The following is a 26,181-nucleotide window of genomic DNA, read 5'->3' as shown; positions in this document are numbered from 1 at the left end:
CAAACTTTTTTATTCATAAAGAGAAAGAATAGATATACATTTTTGCATATCAAAATTCAATAAAATAAATTATTTTAATAAGTTATTATGTCTTAGTGGTTATTTTGACGAACAATGTCAGTATTTAATCCTTCTATTTCCTAATGACTAAAGGAAATAGTTTGTTCTGTTTTTTATTAAAACAACACTTATGGAAGTATCCTTAGTTATATCTATTGGTGCATCAGGTATTATTAGGTGTCATTATTTATTAGTGTATTTTAGTTTTTTTAAATTTAATTAAATAAATCAAATGATTATATTTGAAGAGTGGTTATTTTGACGACTGATAAATGTCATCTTTTTTACAGATAAAAATAGTTATTGATTGTCATTAGTTATCATTAACTGTAATAGATAGTTCTATTATGAACGTATATGTTATATCTATGTATTATTAATAGGTAAATATGTATTAACTATTACATACACTATACGGTTAGTGATAAAAAGAATGTAATTAAAGAAGTTTTTGGACAATATTGTCACTAGAGAGTGAAAGGTTTTTATACAAATATGAATAGCTAAAAGGGCGCATTATCAAATAACTTGTGAGGTGAAAAACATTTATTTTTAGTTATAGCTAATAGATATGGGGATGTTCTTTCAAAATAGGTGATAATAGATTTAGCTATTGTAGCTTCTAAAAAACAATGGATATGTTTTTGTTTAGAGTATAATGTTGTATTTAGTTATGACAAATTATATATATATTATGTGAATACTAATAGTTATTATATAAATGATAAAAAGTAGTGTTTATATCTGTAAAATTGATATTTTTTATTGTAAGAACTACATGTTAAGATAAAATTTGACTTCTATTTTTTTGTGACTATTATCATTTTAAAGAACAATTCTAATAAATTAGATATTCTTTTGCTATATGTTTTATCTAGAGTTGTTAGGTTATTTATATCCTTCCTTACTTGTGTTGTTTAACGATAACAACATACATCAATATAGCTAATAGGTATCTTTAATATTTACTACATACTAGTCTAAATGTATTTATCCCTATCTAAAAAAATATGTTTTTTAAAGGGTTACTATTCTTAGGTTAATGCCAGATTATTAATGATAGACTATTATTTTTGTATTTATAATTATAGATAACGACGTTAGATAGTATAATTCTACAGTCATAGCCCTGAGACCACACACACACACACACACACACACACACACACACACAATTTTACTTCAGTCTAATACTATTTTTATAACGAGGTCCGTTTTGACTACTATCCCTTTAGCATATTTATCATATATCCATAACCCATCTTTTTCAACGAATATTGCTACTAGCTTGTGTTCACTACAAGAAAGACAGGCACAACTTTTAATTTTTAAACAGGATATAACGACTATAAAAAAGTGTTTGGAAACCGTAACTGTTGGTAACCCTCTTACTATTGAATTACCAGGTTTTCCTGAAGAAAAAAATGAAGATGAAGAGCGTCAAAAAAGAAGGATAGAAAAGGAGCAAATAAGGGAGGAAATAAATAGAAGAGAAGAAGAGAGTAAAGAGATGGAAGATAAAAATAAAGAATATCAAGAGAACAACATAAGAATAGAGCAGCCAATGGTAGAAGTAGATAACGTGCAAAAAGAACATAGACAACACGAAGGAGAATATCTTCATATTCGAAGACAAAACTATTTAAGGTTATGCAATGTTGATTTGGAATATTTGATTCATCAAGTAGAGAGTAAACAAAGGCAAAAAACACTTTTATATGATATACATGATGAATTACAATATTCTATTTTACAATAGTAATAAGTTGGTACAGAAAAATAAATTTATACATACACACACCAGTAGATGGGATAGCAGTTTATACAAATAGAGTAATATATAATAAATTCATATTTATTATACTATATGTATAGCACACAATTATGTTCTAATATGAAAAAAATATTTGTATTATATAACTATAGTATTTAATAATACATTAATTAAAAAGTTATTAAATATTAAAAAGTCTATAAAAATATTATATATATATATTAATATATTATAATTAATATATATTTAATATGTATATTTTGATATATAATTCTAATATATGAATATTAATATGTTTATATTAAAGTATAGATTATATTTATAAATAATAAAATATTAATATTTTTCTATCATAAGTATACAATAATATCTTAATTATAATTATTTGTATAAATTTATATTAATTTTTATATCAAATCTAAATATACATATTTTAAATGTAGAAAAAAATACTTTATATAAGTATATAATTTTATTATATGTATATACTATATTTGTATTATATATTTAATAAAATATAAATAAACTTTATACAATTAAATTTTATAATTATAAAAAATGCAGTACAAAATTTGTATTGCATTTTTTTTAATTATATAAAATAATACTTTATTTTTCTTTTGTGAAAAAATATTGATTAAAGAATATATAAAATATAAAATATATTTTAGTTATATATATATATAGTAAGGGAGTAGGTAATATTATTAAGTATAATTATCTTCTACTATATAAATGTTTAATATTCATACTATAGAATAAGTAGTTAATAAAAGGATAAAAAATGAAAAACTACTCACTAACTATGTGGAATATATATAAAATAATATATATTTATACAGTAGTTATTAGCAAACTATATTTTTATTTTAAAAGTAACTATCAGTATGGCAAACGTTTATTTTTATACTTTCCTATACAGCTGTTAAGCACAGTTAAAAGGTTTCTTATTGTAGCGACATTAGTATGTTTTTGTATTCTTTTTTATAGTAATGAATCTTTTTCTATGAATGGAAGTGAAGAAGAGCGTCAACCTTTATTAAGTTCAACGTCAACAACAAGTTCTTCCTCAACAAGTTCTTCTTCCTCTGGAGCTAATGGCTATTATTCTTACCCATCATATTCACAACCACAATCTACATATCCTGAAGTAAGTGCAGCAGAGGCAGGAACTGCATGTGGTTGTGGTAGTGGTGCAATAGGGTATTCTATGCTGGCAGTTATGAACCCAAGTATGAGTTCATTATGTGGACCAGCTGGGTGGGTCTTAAGTTCTGTAGGTGGTGCATGTGTTGGTGCTGGAGTTTCATTAGCATGTTATTTGTGTGGTTATAACAGATGGATGGGGTGGGAGGATCATAGTACTAGTAACTCTATAAGGACTGGAGGAGAGGGAAGTACAACAATGTATGGTTCTACTGGAACTCATCAACATAGAGAGCCAGAGTCCCCAGATGAAGGTCCTTCTGTAAGTTTCCCTCCTGTAACTGTTCATCAACCAGCAAGTCCAGGTAGTCCAGTTGTTAGTCAACCAGGAGGTAGAGGTCGAAGCTCAAGCTATCTAACTGCAGAAGCATCATTATTAGGACAAATGAGCTCATTACATAGCATGCAGTGTTTATTGAGTAATGGTTCTGAACAAGTATTGACTACATTACGGATGTTGCTTTTAAAAAATTATTCTGATAGCTCTAAATCCCAGGACTTCTCTTTTTTTAAAAAGAATTATATCAATAAAGACAAGGGGAAAGTAGTATCTGTCAAAAGAAAAAGAGGTTCACTATCTACAACAATAGATGTGCCATCCTTTTTACCCTATCGTTTTTTTTCATCTATAAAACCTCAGGATATACATAAAAGAAAAGTATGCTCTGGCCAGATAGGTGTTCTTTTAGACTTCTCTCCAGGTTTAACTTGTGGTTTTGCTTATGACTCCAATAAAAAAGAATCAAAAGAATATAAAGGGATACAACTAGGTTCAACAATAGGTTCAGTGAAGTCTAAAATGGAAACAGAAGGCCTTTCTGCTATTGTTGCTTTGAACCCAGCAAATGCAGGGGTAACAGGTCATTTAGTAAGTTCTTATAATTGGGGGAAAGTAAAGAATACTCGAAAGATTATTCATAAGGGGCAAGAGATTATTACTAAAGGCTCTCCTAAGGTTAATCTTCTGGGTGGATTAGTACAACTAGGATATAATTTTTTTTTATTGAATCAAGTGACATTGGTTCCTTATGTTGAATGTATGTTTTCTAGTGTCAGTTGGAGTTCATATAAAGAGCAGTATTCTCCAGGTGCTTGTAAGTTTGGGAAAAATAAAGAGCAGATATTAGAAAAAAGTATAGGCCTACGGAGTGACATAGGGGTATCAATGAATTCTTCAATGCAACTTTGGGTTGCAGGTATATCTGGATATAGTAAAACAAATAGTTTGATATCTTCTTCATACTTGTCTTCTTATTACAGACATAACCTTTCTACCTATGCTAAGAAGTACCAGTATATTAGAACAGAGCTGGGAGTCTCTTATGATGGTACATTTTCAGATAATGTAAGCGTTAGTCTGAGTGGGCTTTTTCGTCTTAATAAATGGAGTAAAGTTGATAATCAGAATATAGTCGCTCAAGTACAATATACGTATTGAAGTAATAAGAAAATATATACAATAAGATAATTAATACATACTATTTTATAGCTACAAATAGTTATATATGTATATATTGTAGCAACTATCTATCTTTTATTAATTTTATATAAAAGATAGATAGTTGCTTTATATTATTAAGATATAGTATAGGTATTATATAAAATATTCATTTAGAACAATAGATTAAGAAAAAATTTACTATTTTTTATAATAATTTACTATTTTTTATAATAATTTACTATTTTTTATAATAGTGTTTGACGTTATATATTTTTTATAATATAAATACAACCTTGAAGTATATAGTGTCTATCTTGTTATGAATATTTATTAGGTGAATAGAACCTCTCTATTTATTAAAATCAGTATCACACAATTATATTAATTATATAAACATGTTGTAGCAATTGTTACACAATATATCTATATATTAATATTAATTATAATAGGCTATTTTAATTTATATTAGGATCTTATAATAAATAATATATTTATTTTTTATTGTATGAAGTCCTTATCTTTTATTCTTTCTTTATAAAAATCTTATTTAAATAATAAAATCATAACATAATTCTTTTAGAATAGTTTTTATAGTTCTCTATGTTTAGAGTATTGATAGAAGGTATTATATGCTTTTTAAGTTATTTTGGATTACTATAAGTAATGTAAAAAAAATAATACAATGCTTTTCTTTTATATTGTATATATGTTTTTGTGTTGAAGATGTTTTTGCTATGTATAATAATGAAGAATGTGGTGTATCAAATGCACAAAGTGTGTTAGAAAATCCAGCAGTTGCTCATCCTAATACAAGTCCAGAGTTTTTTATAATAACAGAAGATTTTGAGAAAACAGAAGAAGAGGAAAATACAGGATGTTGTCCTACGATATCTAGTGAGATGTATTCTGAAAGTTGTCCTAATCCATTTTGTCACCCTTTAGAATTTTATGGGACAATGAGAAGTTTCTTTTCAGAAGGGTGTCATGCTCAATGTTCTAGTTTTGAAACAGTTCTTACATCAGGATGTATAGTATTTCAATGGGTTGGGAATCTAATTTCTTCATTATTTTCAGAAGAAGATTCTTCAACTGGAGAATGTCAAAGAGAGAAATCATGTTATGAGGAAGGTAACTTTGTTAGTACTCCTGTGATAACCCCTCCTAATCCATTAGGCCAACAGGGAAGTTCTTCACGTTGTTCAAGTGGAAGTAAAATTTTTTCTTCATCATCTGGTCCTATTAAAGAAAGTGTTTTTATTAGTTCAGGCTATAATTATCAAGATCAACGTAATGCATTAGCCAGTATGCGACATGTACTTTTAGATGTGTCTACACAACTATCTATGACATTAAGGGACTTAGTTTTAAAAGGATATCAGGAGAGACTTAATACAGGTGAAGCATATGCCCTAACATACAATAGGGGTGCACGTCTTACAAGAAAGCCAGTAAAGCAGATGAAGTATTTCAGTACTTCTGGAAGTAGCATGCGACATTTTAATGTTTTTCAAGCATTAAAATTGTATCAAGCCAATGGTAGTATAGATAGTCAGAAGTATAGTATTGAAGATAAGATATCTCCAGAACAAGTAGGTTGTATAGTAGATATTACTTCTAATGTATCGTTAGGAATTGTGTATGGTCATCAAAAAGGGAAAGTTAAAGAGTATAAAGGAAACGTTTCGTCAGCATTAGGAATATTAGGTACTACATTAGATGTAGATAGTTTCTCCACGATGGTGATGTTTGATTTAGATAAAGTAGGTATTATGGGAAGTCTTTCAACTTGCTATGGTTGGGGTAAGGCAAAGAATATACGAAGATTTTCACGTGGAGGAAAAGAAGTACATACAAAAGGATCGTCAAGTATTAGTTCTGTAGGTGGACTTATCCACATAGGATATCCTATAGACATACGACATGGTGTATCTATGACGCCATATATTGAATATATGGTTTCAATGGTACAAAGAGGTGGCTATCAAGAAAAGCTAGGATTATTACCATGTTCATTTACTGATGATATGAAGATTATTCATGAAAAACGTATTGGCTTATGTAGTAATTGGAAGCCGACTCCTTTAACGTGTCTTCAAATATGGATTGCAGGTACTTCTGGAATGCAAAAGACAAAAGGAGTGTATTCTACTCTATCAGTTATACCTAACCAATATATGTATACGGTATCTTTTCCTGTCCAAAAGGAACAGTATCTACAGGCAGAGTTTGGATTATCCTATCAAACTGCTTTAACAGAGACTGCCCATTTTTATGTAAATGGAACATCATATATTAAAAAAGTACAAAAAAACTATGGGGGGCAACATGTTTTTTTTCAATTACGCTATACATTTTAATAGAATATATTGTGAGAGTTTTCATAGGGAATGTTGTAAAAACTAGTGGTATTTTATTTTTGATTTTTGATAGTGTAGTATAATTTAGTTTTTTACATCTTATCTTTTACCTTATTCTATAAGGTATTCTACATCCTCTTATATCTATTATTATTATTATTATTATTATTGCTTTTAAATTATTTATCTATTTTGTTTAACTATTAGATATTATAAATCTATAACTTAATGAGGAATTTATATATTATAAAGTGTTATAAAAAATTAGTGATATTTTATTTTGATTTTTGACAATGTAACATAGTTTGTTTGTTTATATCTTATCTTTTATATTATTCTATAAAGTATTTTATATTACATTCATCTATTATTATTGTCTTTAAGTCCTTTATATTTTTTATTTAACTATTATATTGTATATTATTAATACAATAATCTACTAAGGTAGTTTTATATTATGTTAACGATATTTATATACTTTATTCTTATTTTTTTATTCTTTTGTAGAAGATATACTCATATGTATATGTATGAAACTTATTGTATTAAGAGTTTAACATGGGATATGTATGGATTTTATAGTTGGCTAGTTCAATATAGCATAAAAGTTTTTTCTAGAAATAAAGTGTTTATCATTTTTTCCTCTTTTTTATGTGTATATTTGACAGCTGGAGAAGCCTTCTCTATTTCTAGTATTAAAAGGGGTTATAATTCTCCCTCCCCACCCCCTCCATCATTAGTAGATTTATCGTTAGGAGATTCTCAGGATCTTGGCTCAGACTCTTCATCATCAGGTTCATTGTTAGGAAGTTTTCAGGATCTTAGTTCAGAATCAAGTTTTGATGATGGCCATAATCCTTCCCCACCCCCTCCATCATTAGTAGATTTATCGTTAGGAGATTCTCAGGATCTTGGCTCAGACTCTTCATCATCAGGTTCATTGTTAGGAAGTTTTCAGGATCTTAGTTCAGAATCAAGTTTTGATGATGGCCATAATCCTTCCCCACCCCCTCCATCATTAGTAGATTTATCGTTAGGAGATTCTCAGGATCTTGGTTCAGACTCTTCATCATCAGGTTCATTGTTAGGAAGTTTTCAGGATCTTAGTTCAGAATCAAGTTTTGATGATGGCCATAATCCTTCCCCACCCCCTCCATCATTAGTAGATTTATCGTTAGGAGATTCTCAGGATCTTGGCTCAGACTCTTCATCATCAGGTTCATTGTTAGGAAGTTTTCAGGATCTTAGTTCAGAATCAAGTTTTGATGATGGCCATAATCCTTCCCCACCCCCTCCATCATTAGTAGATTTATCGTTAGGAGATTCTCAGGATCTTGGCTCAGACTCTTCATCATCAGGTTCATTGTTAGGAAGTTTTCAGGATCTTAGTTCAGAATCAAGTTTTGATGATGGCCATAATCCTTCCCCACCCCCTCCATCATTAGTAGATTTATCGTTAGGAGATTCTCAGGATCTTGGCTCAGACTCTTCATCATCAGGTTCATTGTTAGGAAGTTTTCAGGATCTTAGTTCAGAATCAAGTTTTGATGATGGCCATAATCCTTCCCCACCCCCTCCATCATTAGTAGATTTATCGTTAGGAGATTCTCAGGATCTTGGTTCAGACTCTTCATCATCAGGTTCATTGTTAGGAAGTTTTCAGGATCTTAGTTCAGAATCAAGTTTTGATGATGGCCATAATCCTTCCCCACCCCCTCCATCATTAGTAGATTTATCGTTAGGAGATTCTCAGGATCTTGGCTCAGACTCTTCATCATCAGGTTCATTGTTAGGAAGTTTTCAGGATCTTAGTTCAGAATCAAGTTTTGATGATGGCCATAATCCTTCCCCACCCCCTCCATCATTAGTAGATTTATCGTTAGGAGATTCTCAGGATCTTGGTTCAGATTTATCGTTAGGGGATTCTCAGTATCTTGGTTCAGACTCTCCATCGTCAGATTTATCGTTAGGGGATTCTCAGTATCTTGGTTCAGACTCTCCATATAGTAGCGATTCTGGTGAGGAAGATAATTCCTCTTTTTCTTATACTCATGATGGGATAAGCCGTCGTCCTTGTATATTATCAGAGTTTGATGGAGTAAATAGTAGTACAAGTAGTATAGATACAGTGGTAGTTACTCAGCCAAAAGGATTTTCTGAAAATCATGCATGTTTAGATACAGTAAAAGCAGTTTGTGTTGGGGCAACAGCTGGAGGAGCCATTGGTTGTGGTATTGATTGGATTTGTAGTTGTCTTGGAATAAGTTCAAATGTGGGTTTATACAGTGCTTGCGGGACTTGTGGCTGCAGTGTTGGAGCAGGTGTTGGGTGTGTTATTTGTTGTGTAGGCCATTATTGGAAGGAACTCTATAAAAAGGATAGGTTGTGTTTAGCCTCGCCTAATTCTGTGCTAGGCAAATGCGATAGTCATACAGATAGTAGATCAAGTGAGGGATCATCAAGTGAAAAGAATCATTCTACTATAACACAGACACAACAATGTAGTAACACAGAAAAAAATAAGTTGCTTGGTGTAGATAAAACTACAGCATTTTTGCTTCCAGGATATAACTATAAGGGACAAGTTTGTTCTTTATTTGGAATACAACATATGTTGCTAGATACGTCTAAACGTATTTCCACTACAGTAAAAATGTTAGGCATGAAAGCATGTAGTTCTAATATAACAGCTAATGAGCATACTAGATTTGGGTCACATTTTCGGCGTTTAGCTTCTAAAAAGTCAAAGCATATTTTTTCTGGAATAACTAATAACATCCCTTATAGAATAACTACATCATTAGATAGTTACTGTTCAAATATGGAATATAAAGCAGCCTCAGGGCAGATGGGAGTTCTTTTTGATCTTTGGCCTACACTGACTGCTGGATTTATTTATGGTCGTCATAACGATAGAGTCCAGAAGACAAATGGGATGCAGGGAGATTTAAAGAGTAGCTCAGTGAGCACAAGAAAGAAGTTAGACAGTCTTTCAGCAGTTGTTGCATGGAACACAAAGAAAAATGGTTTTATAGGACATATTGTAACATACTATGGTTGGGGTACTGTAACAAATATACGCTCTGTTCCCCATGCTGATTGTATGGTCAAGACTAAAGGTACATCAGAGATACAATCAATAGCAGGACTTATTCAACTAGGGTATAATCTACAACTTTCATCAGAAATAGTATGTATTCCTTATGTTGAGTATATGTTTTCATCTATTAGATGTGCAGGTTATCAAGAGTATACAGGGATATTACCTTCGAAGTTTACTAGAAATAATGAACAAACACAGGAAAAAAGTATTGGTTTACGTAGTCAGTACAAAGTAAGTCAAAATTCTCAACTACAAGGATGGATTTCATATGTATCTGGACAGTATCATTTTGCAGAATTTAAATCTACACTTTTAGGAATACCTAATATTAGATATAGTGTTTCTATCCCTTCTTATAAGAAAGAGTATAGTGGAACTGAAATTGGAATGATTCATGAGTCAAAGCTTACCTCTAGATGTACTATAGGAGCACATATGATTATACATTTATATCATAATAGTGTTTATAATATGTATACAGGAGCACAGATACGTTATCATTATTGATTCAGCTTATTGAAAAGAAATAGATATAAATGGAATAAATATACTTATTACAAATAGATTACTACATTATGTAGTTAGTATATATCATAGTAAATTAATATATATTTAGTTGTATTAATAGTTAATTAATACACTCTGTTATAAGAGGATAATACTAGTATTATCCTCTTATTTTATTATATATAGTTATTAATTACTATTAGTTAATAATTAATAACTATATATATATATACAATATTAATATATTGTATGTAATATATATATATATAGTTTTTATATATAAAATATAATTATATATAGTTATTATAATAATTATTACTTATTTTTTATTATATATTATTTTAATATTATAGTATAGTTGAGTATACAAAGATATAATTATAGTTTTTATATAGGTATTCATTTTTGAAAAAATTAATGCAACAAACGATATGTATACAACAAGTAATGAAAGTTTTTTTTCTCTTTCTTTACATTTTATTAGTTGATAGCGTTGAAATATCATTAGCTATGCATAAGCAGGTTGGTTTAGACTTAAGGTTTAGAAGTAGTTTTAGTAGTAATCAATGTTGCTGGTTATCTATCCCTAATATGTATAGTATTCTAAGGAATAGTGTAGAAAAAGACTTACAAATCTGGGAAGAAGAAAGACAATGTTGTAAGGCAAATATGAAGTGGTTAAGGAGTCAAATAAATTTTTTCCATAAAGAAATTTTAATTTTAGAAAGTCAGATTACTTACTGGAGAGAGCAACAACGTTATTGGAATAGCTCTTCAGGAAGAGCATGGCGTAATTCTTTTTTGTTTTGGCAGGATAGAGCTCATCATGGGGACAAATATAAGAGAAGGTTCTATAAAGAACGTTGTACCTTTTCTGAGGATTGCAGAAAAAATACTTGGATAGCCAGTGGTTTTTGTTGGCATTGTGAAATTGATGCAAAAGCAGAAGTAAAAAAACTACAAAAATCCATTGAACAAACACAAAAAAAGATAGTAATGTTAGAGAGTTGTCGTCAGCAACTTAATAATAATGCTTTAAAAGGGTATCTTGAAAGAAAGAAAACATGGAAACAAAGGTTTTGTTTATGGACAGCTGCAGACCAAAGAGCATTAGGTATGTTTCAACAACAATCTGATGATGAAGATGATTTAACTCATGTAGATAGTTCAAGTGATGAGGATAGTAATAGCAGTAGCGATGAGTATGAAAGTTGTGATGAAGAATTTTTTGATGCAGTTGAAGATCTGTCAACAGCAGGTTTACAAGATGAATCTGAAGCACCAGCCAGAGGTATAGTCTTATCTACTCAAGGAAATAAAGAAGGAGCTAAGGATAGTACAACTGATGGTGGTCAGCAGTCATCAGAAGTGAAGTATTCATCTTTGAAGCTGATGGGGCAATCAGCATGTAAAGTTAAAGCAGATTTTATTCCTGGGTATAATTTAGGTGGCCATATAAGTTCATTGATTGGTATGCAGGGAATCCTGCTAGATATTTCCGACCAAGTATCTATCATACTAAAAACATTACCCTTGAAAGCATATGAGTTTTCTGATGATGAGATAGATAATTTCTCTCTTAATAGAAAGAATGCGTTAGTGTTTTTGACAGGTAGGAAGCGGTTGCATAGGTTGTATCCAACATTTAGTAAAAAAGAAAAAGTACATTTTCCTTTGTATCGTACATTTTTTACTGTAGAAGGATATAAGACAAACTTAGAATATAAAACACGTTTAGGTCAGGCCGGAATCATTATAGATAGCTGTTCAGACATGTGTATTGGATTATCATACTATCATCAGGCTAATGAAATGAAGAAATATGGTGAAGTAAGGCTAGGCTCAGGGATAGGTTCTTCAAAAGCTAAAACAGAATTAGAAGCTATTTCAGCAATGATGGTTTGGAATCCAAATAAAAAAGGTATTACTGGTCATATAGTTAGCTTTTATGGATGGGGAAGTATAAAGAATACACGTTCGTTTACCCATATGGATGGTGAGTTGCATGTTAAAGGTAACCCAGAAGCATATTTGATGGGAGGATTGTTACAGGTAGGATATACTATTTTTCAAAGCAATACCTTATCCGTCACGCCATATATAGAACTTATGGCTTCAACTGTTGGTTGGAATGCATTTAAAGAATTTTCAGGATTGCTGCCATGTGAAGTAAGTAGGAATACTGAACGTAAGGTGGAAAAAAGGATAGGGATACGTAGTCATTGGAAGACAACAAACACTTCTCAGCTACAAACATGGATGTCAGCTGTTTTAGGAACACAGCATACAAATAGTATAAGTAGTAAGCCAATTATAGCTCTAACGGATAAATATAAAGCATCTGTCCCAGGGTATAAAAGAAACTATACAAGATTTGAATGTGGTTTTGTGTATTCAATGAAGTTGTCTGAAAGGCTGGAGATGAATCTATCTGGCTTAACTCATATCATGAATACAAAAAGATACACAGAACAGAATATAAACCTTCAATGGACTTATTTTTATTAATTTTTATAATAGGTTTTTATTATACTATTTTTTATTTATTAAACTATACATAGACACATAATCTTACATTTTTTATCTATTAGAAATTGCAGTATATTTTTTAATATATAAATAACTTTTATATATTGTTATATATCTGACTGTATTTTTTAACAGAATATAGATTTTATCCTTATCTATTAATCTACTATTTGTACTAAAGACTTAGTATGTTAATTGACAATACATATATCATTACTATTATATTTTTGACTGGTTATACAAACGGTATTTATTCAAGCAGTATAGGTAGTATTTTTAATAAATCACTATATGATAGTTTATTAAATATTATTATATAGATAAACGTTACTTATATTAATAAGTACTCCTTATTAGAATATCTCATATTATTAATTGCTACATATTATAACTACACGTATTCCCACCGAAATATCGTATTATAGCCTATACAAATAAAAAAATAACACTTCTTTTTTACTTCTAAAAAATAACCTTTTGTTCTTTATAAGGACAAGGTTGGCTAGTGTGGCTATGTATTTTTTTAATATAGTTAGCCAGTTAGCCATATCTATAGTCCAACTTTACTTTCAGCAAGTTTTAGATTTTCTGCCGCTAAATATCCCATCCTTCCAATATAAAATTTTAATTAGTGAAAACTGCTATGAGAAAGGTAGCCTTTGGATTGAACGCTAAACCTCTTATGGCTTCAATAGATGAGTATAGTGTTTCTATTCCATCAAAAAAAAAGACAATATATGAGAACAGAAGTTGTGCTTTCTTATACAGCAAAGCTTACAAAAAGACTTGAAGTTGGAGTAAATGGATTAATGCATTTTGATAAAGTAAAAAAGCTTGAGAGACAAAAATTTGATGTTCAAATGCAATATAAATATTGATACTATATTTGGAATACATAGTGTATCAGTATCAAGATGGAGTTGATACTGAAGAGGTGGACTAAAACGGCCTAATTGTAATAGTTAGGCCGTTCTATTTTTTTATTGTAGAACTTTAGATCATAAATACTTATTAAATACTAGACTACATTAATATTAAATTATTAATGTAGTTTTTTATATATAAACATCATTTTTAAAATTTGTTTATTATTTAATATATTGAAATACATTACTAATTAATTAATATTATTTATTTTAAAATTATATAGTAAAAAAATATTTTATATGTATTTAATTTAACTATTATCTATATACATTTATAATATTATTAATTAGTGTTTCTTTTCTTCATAATGTTTATATACACATTAGTTTTTCTTTTTGAATTATCTATTAATCTTCAAATTATATAATACATAATAAAAAGTATCTATATCTTTTGTATTTTAATCACATAATGAAAAAATATTGTTTACATTAAATGTGTAAACAATATTTATGTATATTCTATACATATAAAATATATAGAAATTATATTTATATTATAAATAATATAAGTTCTATTAACATATTAATATATAGAAATTTGTTTTTATAAAAACAATATATATATATACAATAAGATACAATATAAAAAGTATCTATACATATAAAAGGAAGCTTATCTATGATAAAGGAATATTTTATATATACATATAAAATTATATATATATATAACATGCTTAAAGAAGGTATAGAAAGGTTAATGGGTAACTATAGGTATATATTTAAACAACAAGAGTTTTATAATAAATGTATAATAAAAAATATATTACGGAAAAGTGTTGCAGTAACAATTCTTCCGTTTTTTTTATTAGTAACATCAGTTAACGCATTTGCTATGCCTGGTTTTTCTAGAAATAATGGTTTTAATCCTTTGACTAATTCTGATAGTGAAAGTTCTACTCCTTCGATTAGTTCTAGTTCAATGTTTAGGAATATGTGTAGACGGGGAAATCCTTGCCCTTATCTTACAGTAGGGTGTATTATAGGTGGAGTGTTAGGTACTGTCGCAGGTGTTTTATTTAGTAATATGTTTACTTTCCCTCATTCAAGTGAGCGAGTAGGTGCTGTAGTTACAGGTACTATAGGTGGTTGTTTTGTTGGTTTTTGTGCCGGATTAGGTATATATTATTGTTCTAAGAGATCTTCATGTGTACATGAGAATCCAACTCCAGAGGACGGAATACCATTTTATATTACCTTAGGTGATAATACGAGGGAAGCTAATTTATGCGAATGTTCAGGATCATGTGAATGTCCTTTGTTAGCTCCATCCCAAAGACCTTTTGGTTCTCACCAAACTGATAGCCATAGAGGTAGTGGTAATAGAACTTCATCATGTTTTTTACCAGGATATAATAGAGATGGACAAACAAGTTCGTTACTAGGTATGCAGTGTATTTTAGCTAGTTCGTCTGAACATGTTTTGATGAATCTGAAAGCGTTAACACTGAAAGCACATGAATATTCCCAAGAATCTATGGGCAACATGGAAGATAATTATTTTCCTTTACAGAAGAAGTGGCTCTCTGGACCATCAAGGGGTTTTATAAGTACTTTTAAGAATTATAAGCCTAGCTTTATTTCTTACAGGGTATTTGCATCTATGGATAATTATCAGTCAAACTTGGAATTTAAGGTACGTTCAGGGTCTGCAGGAGTAGTTACTGAACTATTTCCTGGTATAAGTGTTGGCTTAGCATATAACCGTCATACTGACACACGTAAGGAGTATGGAGGGATTCAGTTAAATACAGGCTCAGGTATTGTGCAGTCTAGGTCAAAGACTGAAGCATTATCTGCAGTCGTAGCTTTAAATCCTGAAACAAAAGGTTTTACTGGTCATATTGCTAGTTATTATGGTTGGGGGAAAATGCAAAATAATCGTTCTGTTACACATGGCTATAGTGAAACAACATCTAAAGGTAAACCAGATATGAGTTTAACAGGGCTGGTAGGTCAAGTAGGCTATAATATCCCTATAGCAAAATCTGTGACACTTACTCCTTACGTAGAGTATATGTATACTATGGTTAAGTGGGATGCATATCAAGAATTATCAGGGATTCTCCCATGTGAAATAAGTGGTAATAAAGAACAAATAATAGAAAAAAGTATAGGTTTACGTAGTCACTGGGAAGTAACAAGTGGCTCACAACTGCAAACATGGGTAGCTGGGATTTCAGGTTCTCATAAAAAGAGTGGACTACATAGTAGACCATTAGCGACTTCTATGCCATCTTACAAGGCAGCTGTTCCTGTAAATAAGAAACAATATACAAGGACTGAAGTGGGGTTATCTTACGTAGTCAATATCACAGATATGTTAGAAATCGGATGTAATGGTATACTTCGTTTTAAGCAAGCTAAAAAGATTGATAGCCAATATCTTGCACTTCAGGCACAATATAGGTATTAATCCCTATCTGACCTTTATAAACTAGGGTAATTTGCCCATTTTGATGGGATAATCTTTTCAGGCTTTGACTATAGTCAGAGCCTGAATTCATTTGTATGGGATAACTCATTTTTATTATTGAGAAGTTAAAGAATATTACATTTATAGAGTATGACCCATTGAGAAGTTAAAGAAAATATGTTTTTTTAATATGTTATTACTATTATGTTTATAAAAATAGATAATTGTTTGACTATAAACTAAAGGAATAAAGTAGGTTATGTATGGATAAATGCATCCAACTAACTAAATAATGAATACTATCTTATTTAATTTATATAATTTCATATATATTAAAATAGTTCATAGTATAAAATGTATGTTACGAGCCTATAATAGTCATCCTTTATTGTTTTTACAAATAATGTTTCAAGTTATACAAAAAATAAAAGGTAATTATAGGAAGATAGCTGTCAATGCTATTATTCCATTTTGTATATTTTTTTGTGTTACTGAAGCAGTCGGTATGAATAACAATAATGAACATAGCCCTTCTCCAGTTAATGAAAGAACACCACTACTACAGTCATCACATAGTGTTCAAAGAGTTGGAGTGAACCCTAGAGGGGAAGGGTGTTGTGCTAGGATGAAGCGTAGATGTGGAAGATGTTCAGAAGGGATGTGTAGTTGTGCTATTATTGCTGCAGAGAGTGCTATTTGTGGAGCTGCATCAGGTGTTACTAGTTGTATTGCTACAAAAAAGTTAGAGAGTGAACTATATTGGGCATTAAAAATTACATGTACACAGTTGCCTTCACCAACATATGCAGGTTTAGTAGGTTGTGGAGCTGGGTGTACGTTAGCAGCAGCAGTTTCTGCTACATCTATTGGATGTATGAAGTGTTATCAAACTACCTGTAATCATAGAACAGAAAATACAGATGGAGAGCAGAGCTCAGATAGTGAAGATGAAAATGAAACTAGTTCTCAGATAGCATTACGTGTAATTACAACTCAACCAAGCTCTATAGGTATTTCAAATCCTGCTGTAATAACAAGACAACCAGACTCTAGAGATACAGCTTCTTCTTACTATAGTGGGTTTCTTTCGGAGTTTAATCCTAAAAGCCATATACGTTCATTACTAGGGATGCAGTCTGCATTATTGGATATATCTGAACAGACAGCAAGTGCTTTAAGGCAAGTGGTGTTAAAAACACATGAACATATGCTTATGTCGGAAATGATGTACCAACAAGAAGGATATGTTTATTCAAAAGGTCAAAAGTTTCAATATCCGTCATGTGTAGCTAAAGTAACTGATAGTCTATTCTTAAAAAGATATGTTCATCATTTTGTTACATTTGATAGTTATGAGACTAATTTTGAGCATAGATTAGGTTCTGGTCAAGCAGGGATAGTTGTGGATATGACATCAGGTGTATATCTAGGATTAGTGTATAGGCGCCATAATAATCATGGGGAAATGTATAGTGGTATCCCAAATAATTCTTGGACAGAGATGATAAAAGTTAGGACAAATACAGAGAGCTTATCAACTGGCCTAGCTTTTAATATAGGGAGAACAGGTATTACAGGACATCTTGTAAGTTGTTATGGATGGGGTAAAGCAAAGAATATACGTTCATTTATGCATGGCACTATGGAAGTATGTTCAAAAGGCTCTCCAGATATACGTATAGCAGGAGGGTTAGTACAATTGGGGTATAACCTTTCTGTATCAAAACAAGTAAGATTTACTCCATATATAGAGACAACATGTTCAGTTGTACAGTGTGGCCCTTATAAAGAATCATTAAGTCTTTTTTCTTGTGAACTGACTAAAAATAAAGAACAAGTAATAGAAAAAAGTATAGGTATATGTAGTTACTGGAAACCATCAGATATGTTACAGGTACAATTATGGATAGCTGCTGTTTCAGGCTATCGTGATGTGAAGAGGTTAAGCTGTAACATAGTTAACTCACGTCTAAAACAAGAGATTTCAGTCCCTTTAAAACAGACAAGATATAAAAAAACAGATGTTGGATTATCATATTTAATAAATATTACACCTAGGTTTTGTTTGGAAATGAATGGTATGATGTCTTTTGAAAATATAAAAAAGAGTAAAGAAAAACAGCTAAAACTCTTTTTTACTTATAATTACTAATATATTGTTTATGGATAATACATCATTATCTAAATTAATACAGTATGTTATCCTATCGTTACTACTATTATTATAGAGTAATTGTTAATAGAAATTACTTATAGCATATCTATAGTTTATTTTTTATTATATATTCTATAGTAATAAATTTTTTACATATAAAATGTATATCTTTTTTTATTTTTATACAAAATAATTTTTATCTTTAATTTATTAAAGATCTTATTTCTATAATATAGATGATTACATATATAAATATTTTCTTTGACAAAATATAAATTACTATTATTATAGAAAACCTATTTTTATGAAAATAATAATGAATATTATCTAACAATAATATATTGTTTAATAAATTTATGTCATTATAATTTTTAATAAATAAAAATTTATTATTTATAATTTTTATGGAACAACATAGTAAAATAACTATCTTGTTCCATAAGATTTTATTTTAGTCTTTTTTCTAAATTATGTATAATTATATTAATTAAATTTTTTAAGTAGTTACAATGAAAAAAAATGTATTGTAATAAATGTATTATAATAGTTACTATATTTTTATTTTTATTTTTTGTAGCACTTATGAAGTAGTTGCAATGCATAATAGTGAAAAAGGTCTTTCTAATACACCATCTTTATCTATTAGTTCTTTTTTAAAAAGAAATTGGGAAAAAGCTAAAGTAACATGTGGTGGTGTGTTAGGAAGTTCTGTAGGAATAACAACACTTACTACAGGTTTTACTCTAAGCGCAATAGGTGCAGTCAGTAGAGGGTTAGGAACAAGCAGTCGTGTAGCTTGTTTATCTTTAGGTCTTGCTACAGCAGGTAGTTGTGTGTTGGGAATACTCAGTAAAAAAGAAGAACTACAAAAGATAAAGCTGGAAAGGCAGAAAGAAAAACAAAGAGGAGATCAGGCATGGGTAAACTTACAAAATGTAAAGATGATACAGTTGCTTGATGATATTGAAAAAAGAAAGGATGAAGATCCTAATAGAGATAGAGAGCAAATAGAAAGAATACAGCTTGTTGCTGCGGAGCTTAGGAATGCTTCTTTTTTTATAAGAGAGAGTGGATTTGACTTAGGTATTTGGGATGAAAATGATGAAGATTGGTATATACAAGGTGGAGTTTATAAAATGGTTCCTCCTCCAGGAAAGTTTTGGGATCCCTATGAGTACCCTGACGTTTTTGAAGAGGAAAGTGCTACATCACAGGAGGAGTATACTGGTGGGAAGTACACTTCAGAGGTTGTACCACAACTAAAACCTGTACGGATAGTTTCATGCCCTGCTTCTATCCCAGGATATAGTGAGGCAAGCCATATGAGTTCTCTTATAGGAATACAACAGGCATTATTTAGTACTTCTGAACAAATTTCAACTATGCTAAAATTATTAGGATTAAAGGCACAGGAGAATGTTTGTACACCAGAGACTCAGCTAGAGGGGAGTTTTTACTCAAAGATACAGAAGTTTCAAGGTCCAGTAAAACACATTCAAGAAGAGACTCAAATAAAAACATTAGGTTTGAGTATTTTTAATATTTTTGCCAATATTGATAGCTATAAAACAAACCTAGAACACAAAGTTCGTTCAGGCCAAGCTGGAGTGTTGATTGATGTAATATCTGGTCTTAGTTGTGGTCTTACATATGATTGTCATAAGGGTGATACAAGAGAATATAAAGGCATTCTTTTAGAAAAAGGATCAGGAGAGGTAAAGACAAAGACAGATACAGAAGCTCTATCAGCAGTCATTGTTGCAAATACAAATAATGCAGGCTTTACAGGTCAGCTAATTAGTTCTTATGGTTGGGGTAAGGTTAAGAATATACGTTCATTCACCCATGCTAATAGAGAAGTAAATACTAAAGGATTACCTAATATACGCTTTGCTGGTGAACTAATACAGGTAGGATACAATGTGTTAGTTTCAAAGCATGTAGTAATTACATCTTACGTAGAGACAGTGTTCTCATTGGTGAAATGGGTCCCTTATAAAGAAGTATCAGGACCACTCCCCTGTAAACTGAGTGAGAACAAGGAACAAGTAATAGAGAAAAGTATAGGTTTAAGAAGTCATTGGCAAGCAACAAGTATGTCTCAAATACAGATTTGGATAGCAGGCGTGTCAGGATATATTGAAACAAATAGCATAAAATGTGAGCCAATACAGAAACATGCCTCAAGATATAAAGTATCAGTGCCTAAAAATGAAAGTAGTTACAAAAGGACAGAGTTAGGGATATCATATACAGCAAATTTAACAAATAATCTGGAGTTTGGTATAAATAGTGTGATACGTTTTGAAAATTCCAAAAAATTTGGAGGCCAACAGATGATTCTTTCCTTACGGTATGTATATTAAATAGAACATTTTTTATACATAGTGATTGAAATGAGTATGGGAAAGTAATTTGTTTATTTTGTTGTAGGTTATTTTATACTATATTTGACTTTAACTACAAGTTGATATATGTTATTTTAATAGTCTTACTAATAAGATAGTTATTAAGGTTTTAGGATTACAGTAATACTTTTTTAGTTATATATTTATCTCTACTTAATCTTCCTCATTTCAAAGTTATCTTAAGAAAATGACTGTTTTTTTAACAGAGTATTTTTTACTTAATTAGTAAGTATACTATTAAGTAATCGGTTAATTTACCTCATCTTAATAATTTAATAATAACATCACACAAATATTTCTTATAAGAAATGCGTTTCTAAAATATGTGGTATTTTAAGAAGATATGTATTTAGTAGAGAAAAGAATGAAGTAAAACATAACGTTTTGATAAATAGAGTAGTTCTGTGATATATATATATATTAAATGTATCTTTTATTTCTTTATTAGAAAAAGTCAGCAAAGAAATACAGGCTATAATAAGCAACTAAGGAATAATTTTTATAAAAAGGTTTTTACAGGAGTATTTAGCTTTTTTTTCTTTTTTAGTGTGCTGGGAGAGCCATTTGCTATGAATAATGGTGAAAATGATGGTAGACAGCATTCGTTAAGGAGAAATAGCTTAGGCCAACCTTATGATAGTGAATGTTCAGGAAATGGAAGTGGTGGAGAAGAGCCTACTTCTGATCCTCAATCTGAGGCCCTATTTGCTGCATTTTTGAATGCACACGGAGGAGATACCCTGGCAGATGTATCTTCAAGTTTTAGTTGTCCTTGTTTTGGTCCTACTAAGCGTTGTTGCAAGTCTGTATTTGAGAAATGGTGCTGTATGTTTACTTGCATATCATCATCAATAGGTAGTTTAGTTGGAGGAGGAGTAGGTTGTTGTATAGAACTAGTATCAAAACTAGGTAATATCGCCCCAACTGCTATCCCTACTACTATTACTACTACTGGTTTTTCAGTATCAGCAGCTCCTATTGCTTATGGTCTGGCTGGCTGTATAGTTTGTGGTCCTCTGGGTTGTATTTGTGGTTACTGTACTAGACAAGGGAATACCTTAGATAGGATCGAGAATAGGATGGTTAGACTTAGAGTATTAAGTGCTATTAGAAGTAACATCAGGGAAGAACAGGGACCATATGTAGCATTTAATGTAAGAAGTCAGTCTGTTACTACTCAACCAAGGCCTGTGGGATCTTCTGATAGTACAGGTAGTCCTGTTGTTACCAGTCAACCACCACGAGGAAGTATGTCTAGTGTAGGAGGCAGTTATACCCCTGTAGAACAGCAAAGAGGAGAGGAGGGCAGTTCTTCAGAAGGGTCTGACGAAGAAAGTGGTGATGAGCATATATATGAGACAATAGGTGGTGGTACTGGTGGTGGCGGTGGTGATGAAGAACCTATATATGAGGAGATAGGTTTTTATACGACTAATCTTATTCCAGGGTATAGCTACGAAGGACAAGTAAGTTCACTTTTGGGTATGCAATGCGTTTTGACAGGTGTTTCTATACAGTTTCCTCAAAAGCTACGAAGACTTGCGCTGAAAGCTTATGAAAAAATACCAGAAATGTACCTGTCTACTCGAGGTAATAAAGCATCTTCATCATCTGTTCCCAGTTATGGACAGTTATTAAAAGTAGTAAAAGATCCTGCTAAACAGAAGCAAAGTCATATTCCTTACCATGTATTTGCATTTACAGATGATTATAAGGCAAATCTGGAATGTAAAGTACGTTCAAGCCAAACAGGTGTAATTGCTGAGTTATGTACTGGAGTACACTTTGGTTTGATATATAGTCGTCACAATGATGAAAAGAAAGAATATACAGGGATGCAACTAGATGTAGGTAGAGGTTCTGTCAAAGCAAAGTCAGAGATAGAAAGTATAGCAGCAGTTGTTACATTTAATGCAGATCGTCCAGGAATTACAGGACATTTTGCAAGTTGCTATGGATGGGGAACAGTAAAGAATAAGCGATTTTTTACCCATGCAGGTAGAGAAACATCCTCAAGTGGAAGTCCAGCTATAAGTATAACTGGAGGGTTGGTTCAAATTGGTTATAATTTATATATATCAAAGAGTTGTTTAGTAACGCCATATGTTGAAGGTGTGTTATCAGTGGCAACATGTGAACCTTATAATGAAAAAAGAGGGGTTCTTCCATGTAAACTGAGTGAAAGTAATGAGAGTATATTTGGGAAAAGTATAGGATTGCGAAGTAATTGGAAGCTCTCAGAGGATACTGTCTTACAAATGTGGATCTCAGGAATTTCAGGGACTCAAACATCATCGAATATAAGTTTACAACCGCTTGTAGCACCTATGAAGAGGTATGAAGTTTCTGTCCCGATGAGAAATGAGAATTACTTAAGAACAGAGTGTGGGGCGACATACATATTAAAGATTACAGATAGTCTTTCTACTGGAGCAACAATGTTATGTTCTTTTACAAAAGAACAAAAATTATATAATCAACAACTAAGTGCATGTATACAATATGTATATTAATATTATTTTATACGTAGTTTTTTAAATTCATATATTAAAATAGAAATTTTTTATAGTAGTAAGTATTTTTATAAAATAAACATAACATATTAAAATATATAATTTCTATATAATCTATTACAAAACAAACTATTATATTTAATAGTATACTTTAACTATAGATTATATAGAATAAATTTGACAATAATAATGAACTTTTCCATCTTAAGGATGGTTATAGTATCAGTCTTTATTGATAAGCTAATTACTAATCTTTATAATTATAATCCTATTTTTTATCTATACATTACTTATCCTCATATTTTTTCTTTAACTAATTTTAACTAGATCTTTAATACATCTTCACTACTACTCATTACATAGATATTATTATATTTTATAATTTTATACCACTTTTATCGAACACTAATTACTATTTTAGTATAGTTAGATATATTAACTTTATAATAAAAAGGAAATAGATTTTAATGAATAACATCATTTCATTATGTAATATTATATATATATATGTTACAATAAGTTGTATTATAGTCTGCTATTTATTAGCAAGTAAGTTGCATAAAAAGTATATATGTTACGATAAACAGCAAAAAAGAGCATATTATAAAAAAGTTTTGACAGGTGTATTCAGCTCTTTTTTATTTTTTAGTGTGTTGGCAGAGCCATTTGCTATGAATAATGGTGAAGGTGGTGAACAGATTCCTTTAAGTGAAATTTCCCTAAGTGGTGGACAATCACTTGAAGGTGGAGCTACAGGTGGTGATGGTGTGACTAGTGTCTCACCAGAGTCTATCCCTGACGCATTATATTGTATGTTTTTAGATGAACATGGGAATCAAGATATCGTAACTACTAACTCCTCATCTATTCAGTCTAATTGCTGTAGAAATATTTGTTCTATAGGAATGACTCGTTGTTTGATTACAAACCTAATTGCAGGTGCTTGTGGTGGCCTTGGAGTTGGATTAGGTGGTGTGATAGCAGAATTTACAGACCCATCTATGATGTTAGCCGCTACTAGTGGGGGAGGGTTAGCTTGTTATTTTTTTTCTATGCTTGCTGCTTATTATTATGGTGGTATTATAGTAAGTAAAGAGAAGCGTGAGAATTTAGAAGCAATAGATAGGCGAATGCAAAGCCTAATAGAAGAAAGTATTAGCCGTGGAAGAAGGCGTTCTATACTTGTAGGTCATCAAGGGCAACCAGTTACTACTCAACCTTCAGTAGCAGCAGGACCTTCAGCACACTTAAGAGGCGTAATAGTGACAGAACAGCCAGTAGCAGTGGGTGCTTCAGCTAGTGTAGGAGCTTCCAGTACTAGAGGCAGTATTTTAAGAAGTAGTCAAAGAGGTGACCAAGGAACAGAGGGATTACAAAATAGATCAAGATGGGGAGAGCAAGATACTGATCCAATATATGAAGATGTCTGGACTTACGCAGTTGAATTAATACCAGGGTATAGCTACGAGGGGCAAGTAGGGTCACTTTTGGGTATGCAATGCGTTTTGACAGGCGTTTCTATACAAGTCCCCCAAAAGTTGCGAAGACTGGCGTTAAAAGCTTATGAAAAAATTCCACAAATGTACTTGTCTCTTCAAGGTAATAAAGTATCCTCACCATCTATTGCCAATTATGGAAAACTATTAAAAGCAACAAAAAATTTTGCTAACCAGAAGCAAAAACACATTCCTTACTATGTATTTGCATTTACAGATGATTATAAGGCAAATCTGGAACGTAAAGTACGTTCAGGTCAAGCTGGTATAATTGCTGAGTTATGCAATGGAGTACACTTTGGTTTGACATATAGTCGTCACAATGATGAAAAAAAAGAATATACAGGGATGCAACTAGGTAAAGGTAGAGGTTCTGTTAAAGCAAAGTCAGAGATAGAAAGTATAGCAGCAGTTGTTACATTTAATGCAGATCGTCCAGGAATTACAGGACATTTTGCAAGTTGCTATGGATGGGGAACAGTAAAGAATAAGCGATTTTTTACCCATGCAGGTAGAGAAACATCCTCAAGTGGAAGTCCAGCTATAAGTATAGCTGGAGGGTTGGTTCAAATTGGTTATAATTTATATATATCAAAGAGTTGTTCAGTAACGCCATATGTTGAAGGAGTGTTATCGATAGCAAAGTGGAAGCCTTACAATGAAAAAAGAGGAGATCTTCCATGTAAACTGAGCGAAAGCAGTGAGAGTATATTTGAGAAAAGTATAGGATTGCGAAGTGACTGGAGGGTTTCAGAGAGTTCTATTTTGCAAACATGGATATCAGGCATCTCAGGGTCTCAAACATCATCGAATGTAAGTTTACAACCGCTTGTAGCACCTATGAAGAGGTATGAAGTTTCTGTCCCAATGAGAAATAAGAACTACCTAAGAGCAGAGTGTGGAGCAACCTACGTATCAAAGATTACAGATAGTCTTTTTACGGGAGCAACAATGTTGTTTTCTTTTGTAAAAAGACAAAAGCTACATAATCAACAAATAAATACATATGTACAGTATGTATTTTAACATATTTAATCACTATTATAACTATTACTCTTATATAACTAATTAACATAGTTTGTTAACTTTTATTTATATATTTTATCTATAAATAAAGTAAACATATATCGTTATTTATAAATAATATCTTACATAGAAAATTTTTAATAATTTTATATAGTTAAAAATTTTATACTATAAAAATAGGATAATTAATATGCTTCTAAAATATAGAATAATTATAAAAATATATTGTATAATTATTTATTACATTAAATATATTTATTTATT

Annotated in this window: 11 protein-coding genes; all 11 read left to right on the top strand. The window is 30.8% G+C overall.

What is annotated here, in order from left to right; translation table 11 throughout:
* The first annotated feature begins 1,276 nt into the window (after positions 1-1,276).
* A complete protein-coding gene (locus tag LI_RS07095) occupies positions 1,277-1,819 on the top strand; it encodes a hypothetical protein (protein ID WP_011527380.1) in 543 nt (180 codons plus the stop codon).
* Between the two features lie 1,021 nt (positions 1,820-2,840).
* Positions 2,841-4,478, top strand: coding sequence for an autotransporter outer membrane beta-barrel domain-containing protein (locus LI_RS07090; protein ID WP_223604265.1), 1,638 nt, complete (start codon positions 2,841-2,843; stop codon positions 4,476-4,478).
* Positions 4,479-5,110: 632 nt separating this feature from the next.
* Positions 5,111-6,838, top strand: coding sequence for an autotransporter domain-containing protein (locus LI_RS07085; RefSeq protein ID WP_011527378.1), 1,728 nt, complete (start codon positions 5,111-5,113; stop codon positions 6,836-6,838).
* 625 nt (positions 6,839-7,463) lie between these two features.
* Positions 7,464-10,448 carry an autotransporter domain-containing protein gene (locus LI_RS07080; RefSeq protein WP_231850157.1) on the top strand — a complete coding sequence of 995 codons (2,985 nt, stop codon included), beginning with the start codon at positions 7,464-7,466 and terminating at the stop codon, positions 10,446-10,448.
* A gap of 405 nt (positions 10,449-10,853) precedes the next feature.
* Entirely contained in the window at positions 10,854-12,956 is a 2,103-nt protein-coding gene (locus LI_RS07075; protein WP_011527376.1) for an autotransporter outer membrane beta-barrel domain-containing protein, read from the top strand.
* 716 nt (positions 12,957-13,672) lie between these two features.
* Positions 13,673-13,855, top strand: a complete 183-nt coding sequence (locus LI_RS07070) for a hypothetical protein (protein ID WP_041817124.1) — start codon at positions 13,673-13,675, stop codon at positions 13,853-13,855.
* A 721-nt stretch (positions 13,856-14,576) separates the two neighbouring features.
* Positions 14,577-16,319, top strand: a complete 1,743-nt coding sequence (locus tag LI_RS07065; protein WP_223604217.1) for an autotransporter outer membrane beta-barrel domain-containing protein — start codon at positions 14,577-14,579, stop codon at positions 16,317-16,319.
* Positions 16,320-16,677: 358 nt separating this feature from the next.
* On the top strand, positions 16,678-18,471 hold the full coding sequence (locus LI_RS07060; RefSeq protein ID WP_223604218.1) for an autotransporter domain-containing protein: 1,794 nt from the start codon (positions 16,678-16,680) through the stop codon (positions 18,469-18,471).
* Positions 18,472-19,070: 599 nt separating this feature from the next.
* Entirely contained in the window at positions 19,071-20,840 is a 1,770-nt protein-coding gene (locus LI_RS07055; RefSeq protein ID WP_223604220.1) for an autotransporter outer membrane beta-barrel domain-containing protein, read from the top strand.
* Positions 20,841-21,451: 611 nt separating this feature from the next.
* The gene (locus LI_RS07050; protein WP_223604222.1) at positions 21,452-23,395 is read left to right on the top strand and encodes an autotransporter outer membrane beta-barrel domain-containing protein; all 1,944 of its coding nucleotides are present in this window, start codon (positions 21,452-21,454) and stop codon (positions 23,393-23,395) included.
* 554 nt (positions 23,396-23,949) lie between these two features.
* Complete coding sequence (locus LI_RS07045; protein ID WP_223604224.1) at positions 23,950-25,917, top strand: autotransporter domain-containing protein; 1,968 nt, start codon at positions 23,950-23,952, stop codon at positions 25,915-25,917.
* Positions 25,918-26,181 lie beyond the last annotated feature (264 nt).

Origin of the sequence: Lawsonia intracellularis PHE/MN1-00 (assembly GCF_000055945.1) — a bacterium.
GTDB lineage: Bacteria > Desulfobacterota > Desulfovibrionia > Desulfovibrionales > Desulfovibrionaceae > Bilophila > Bilophila intracellularis.
This window is presented reverse-complemented; position numbering and strand designations above follow the sequence as displayed.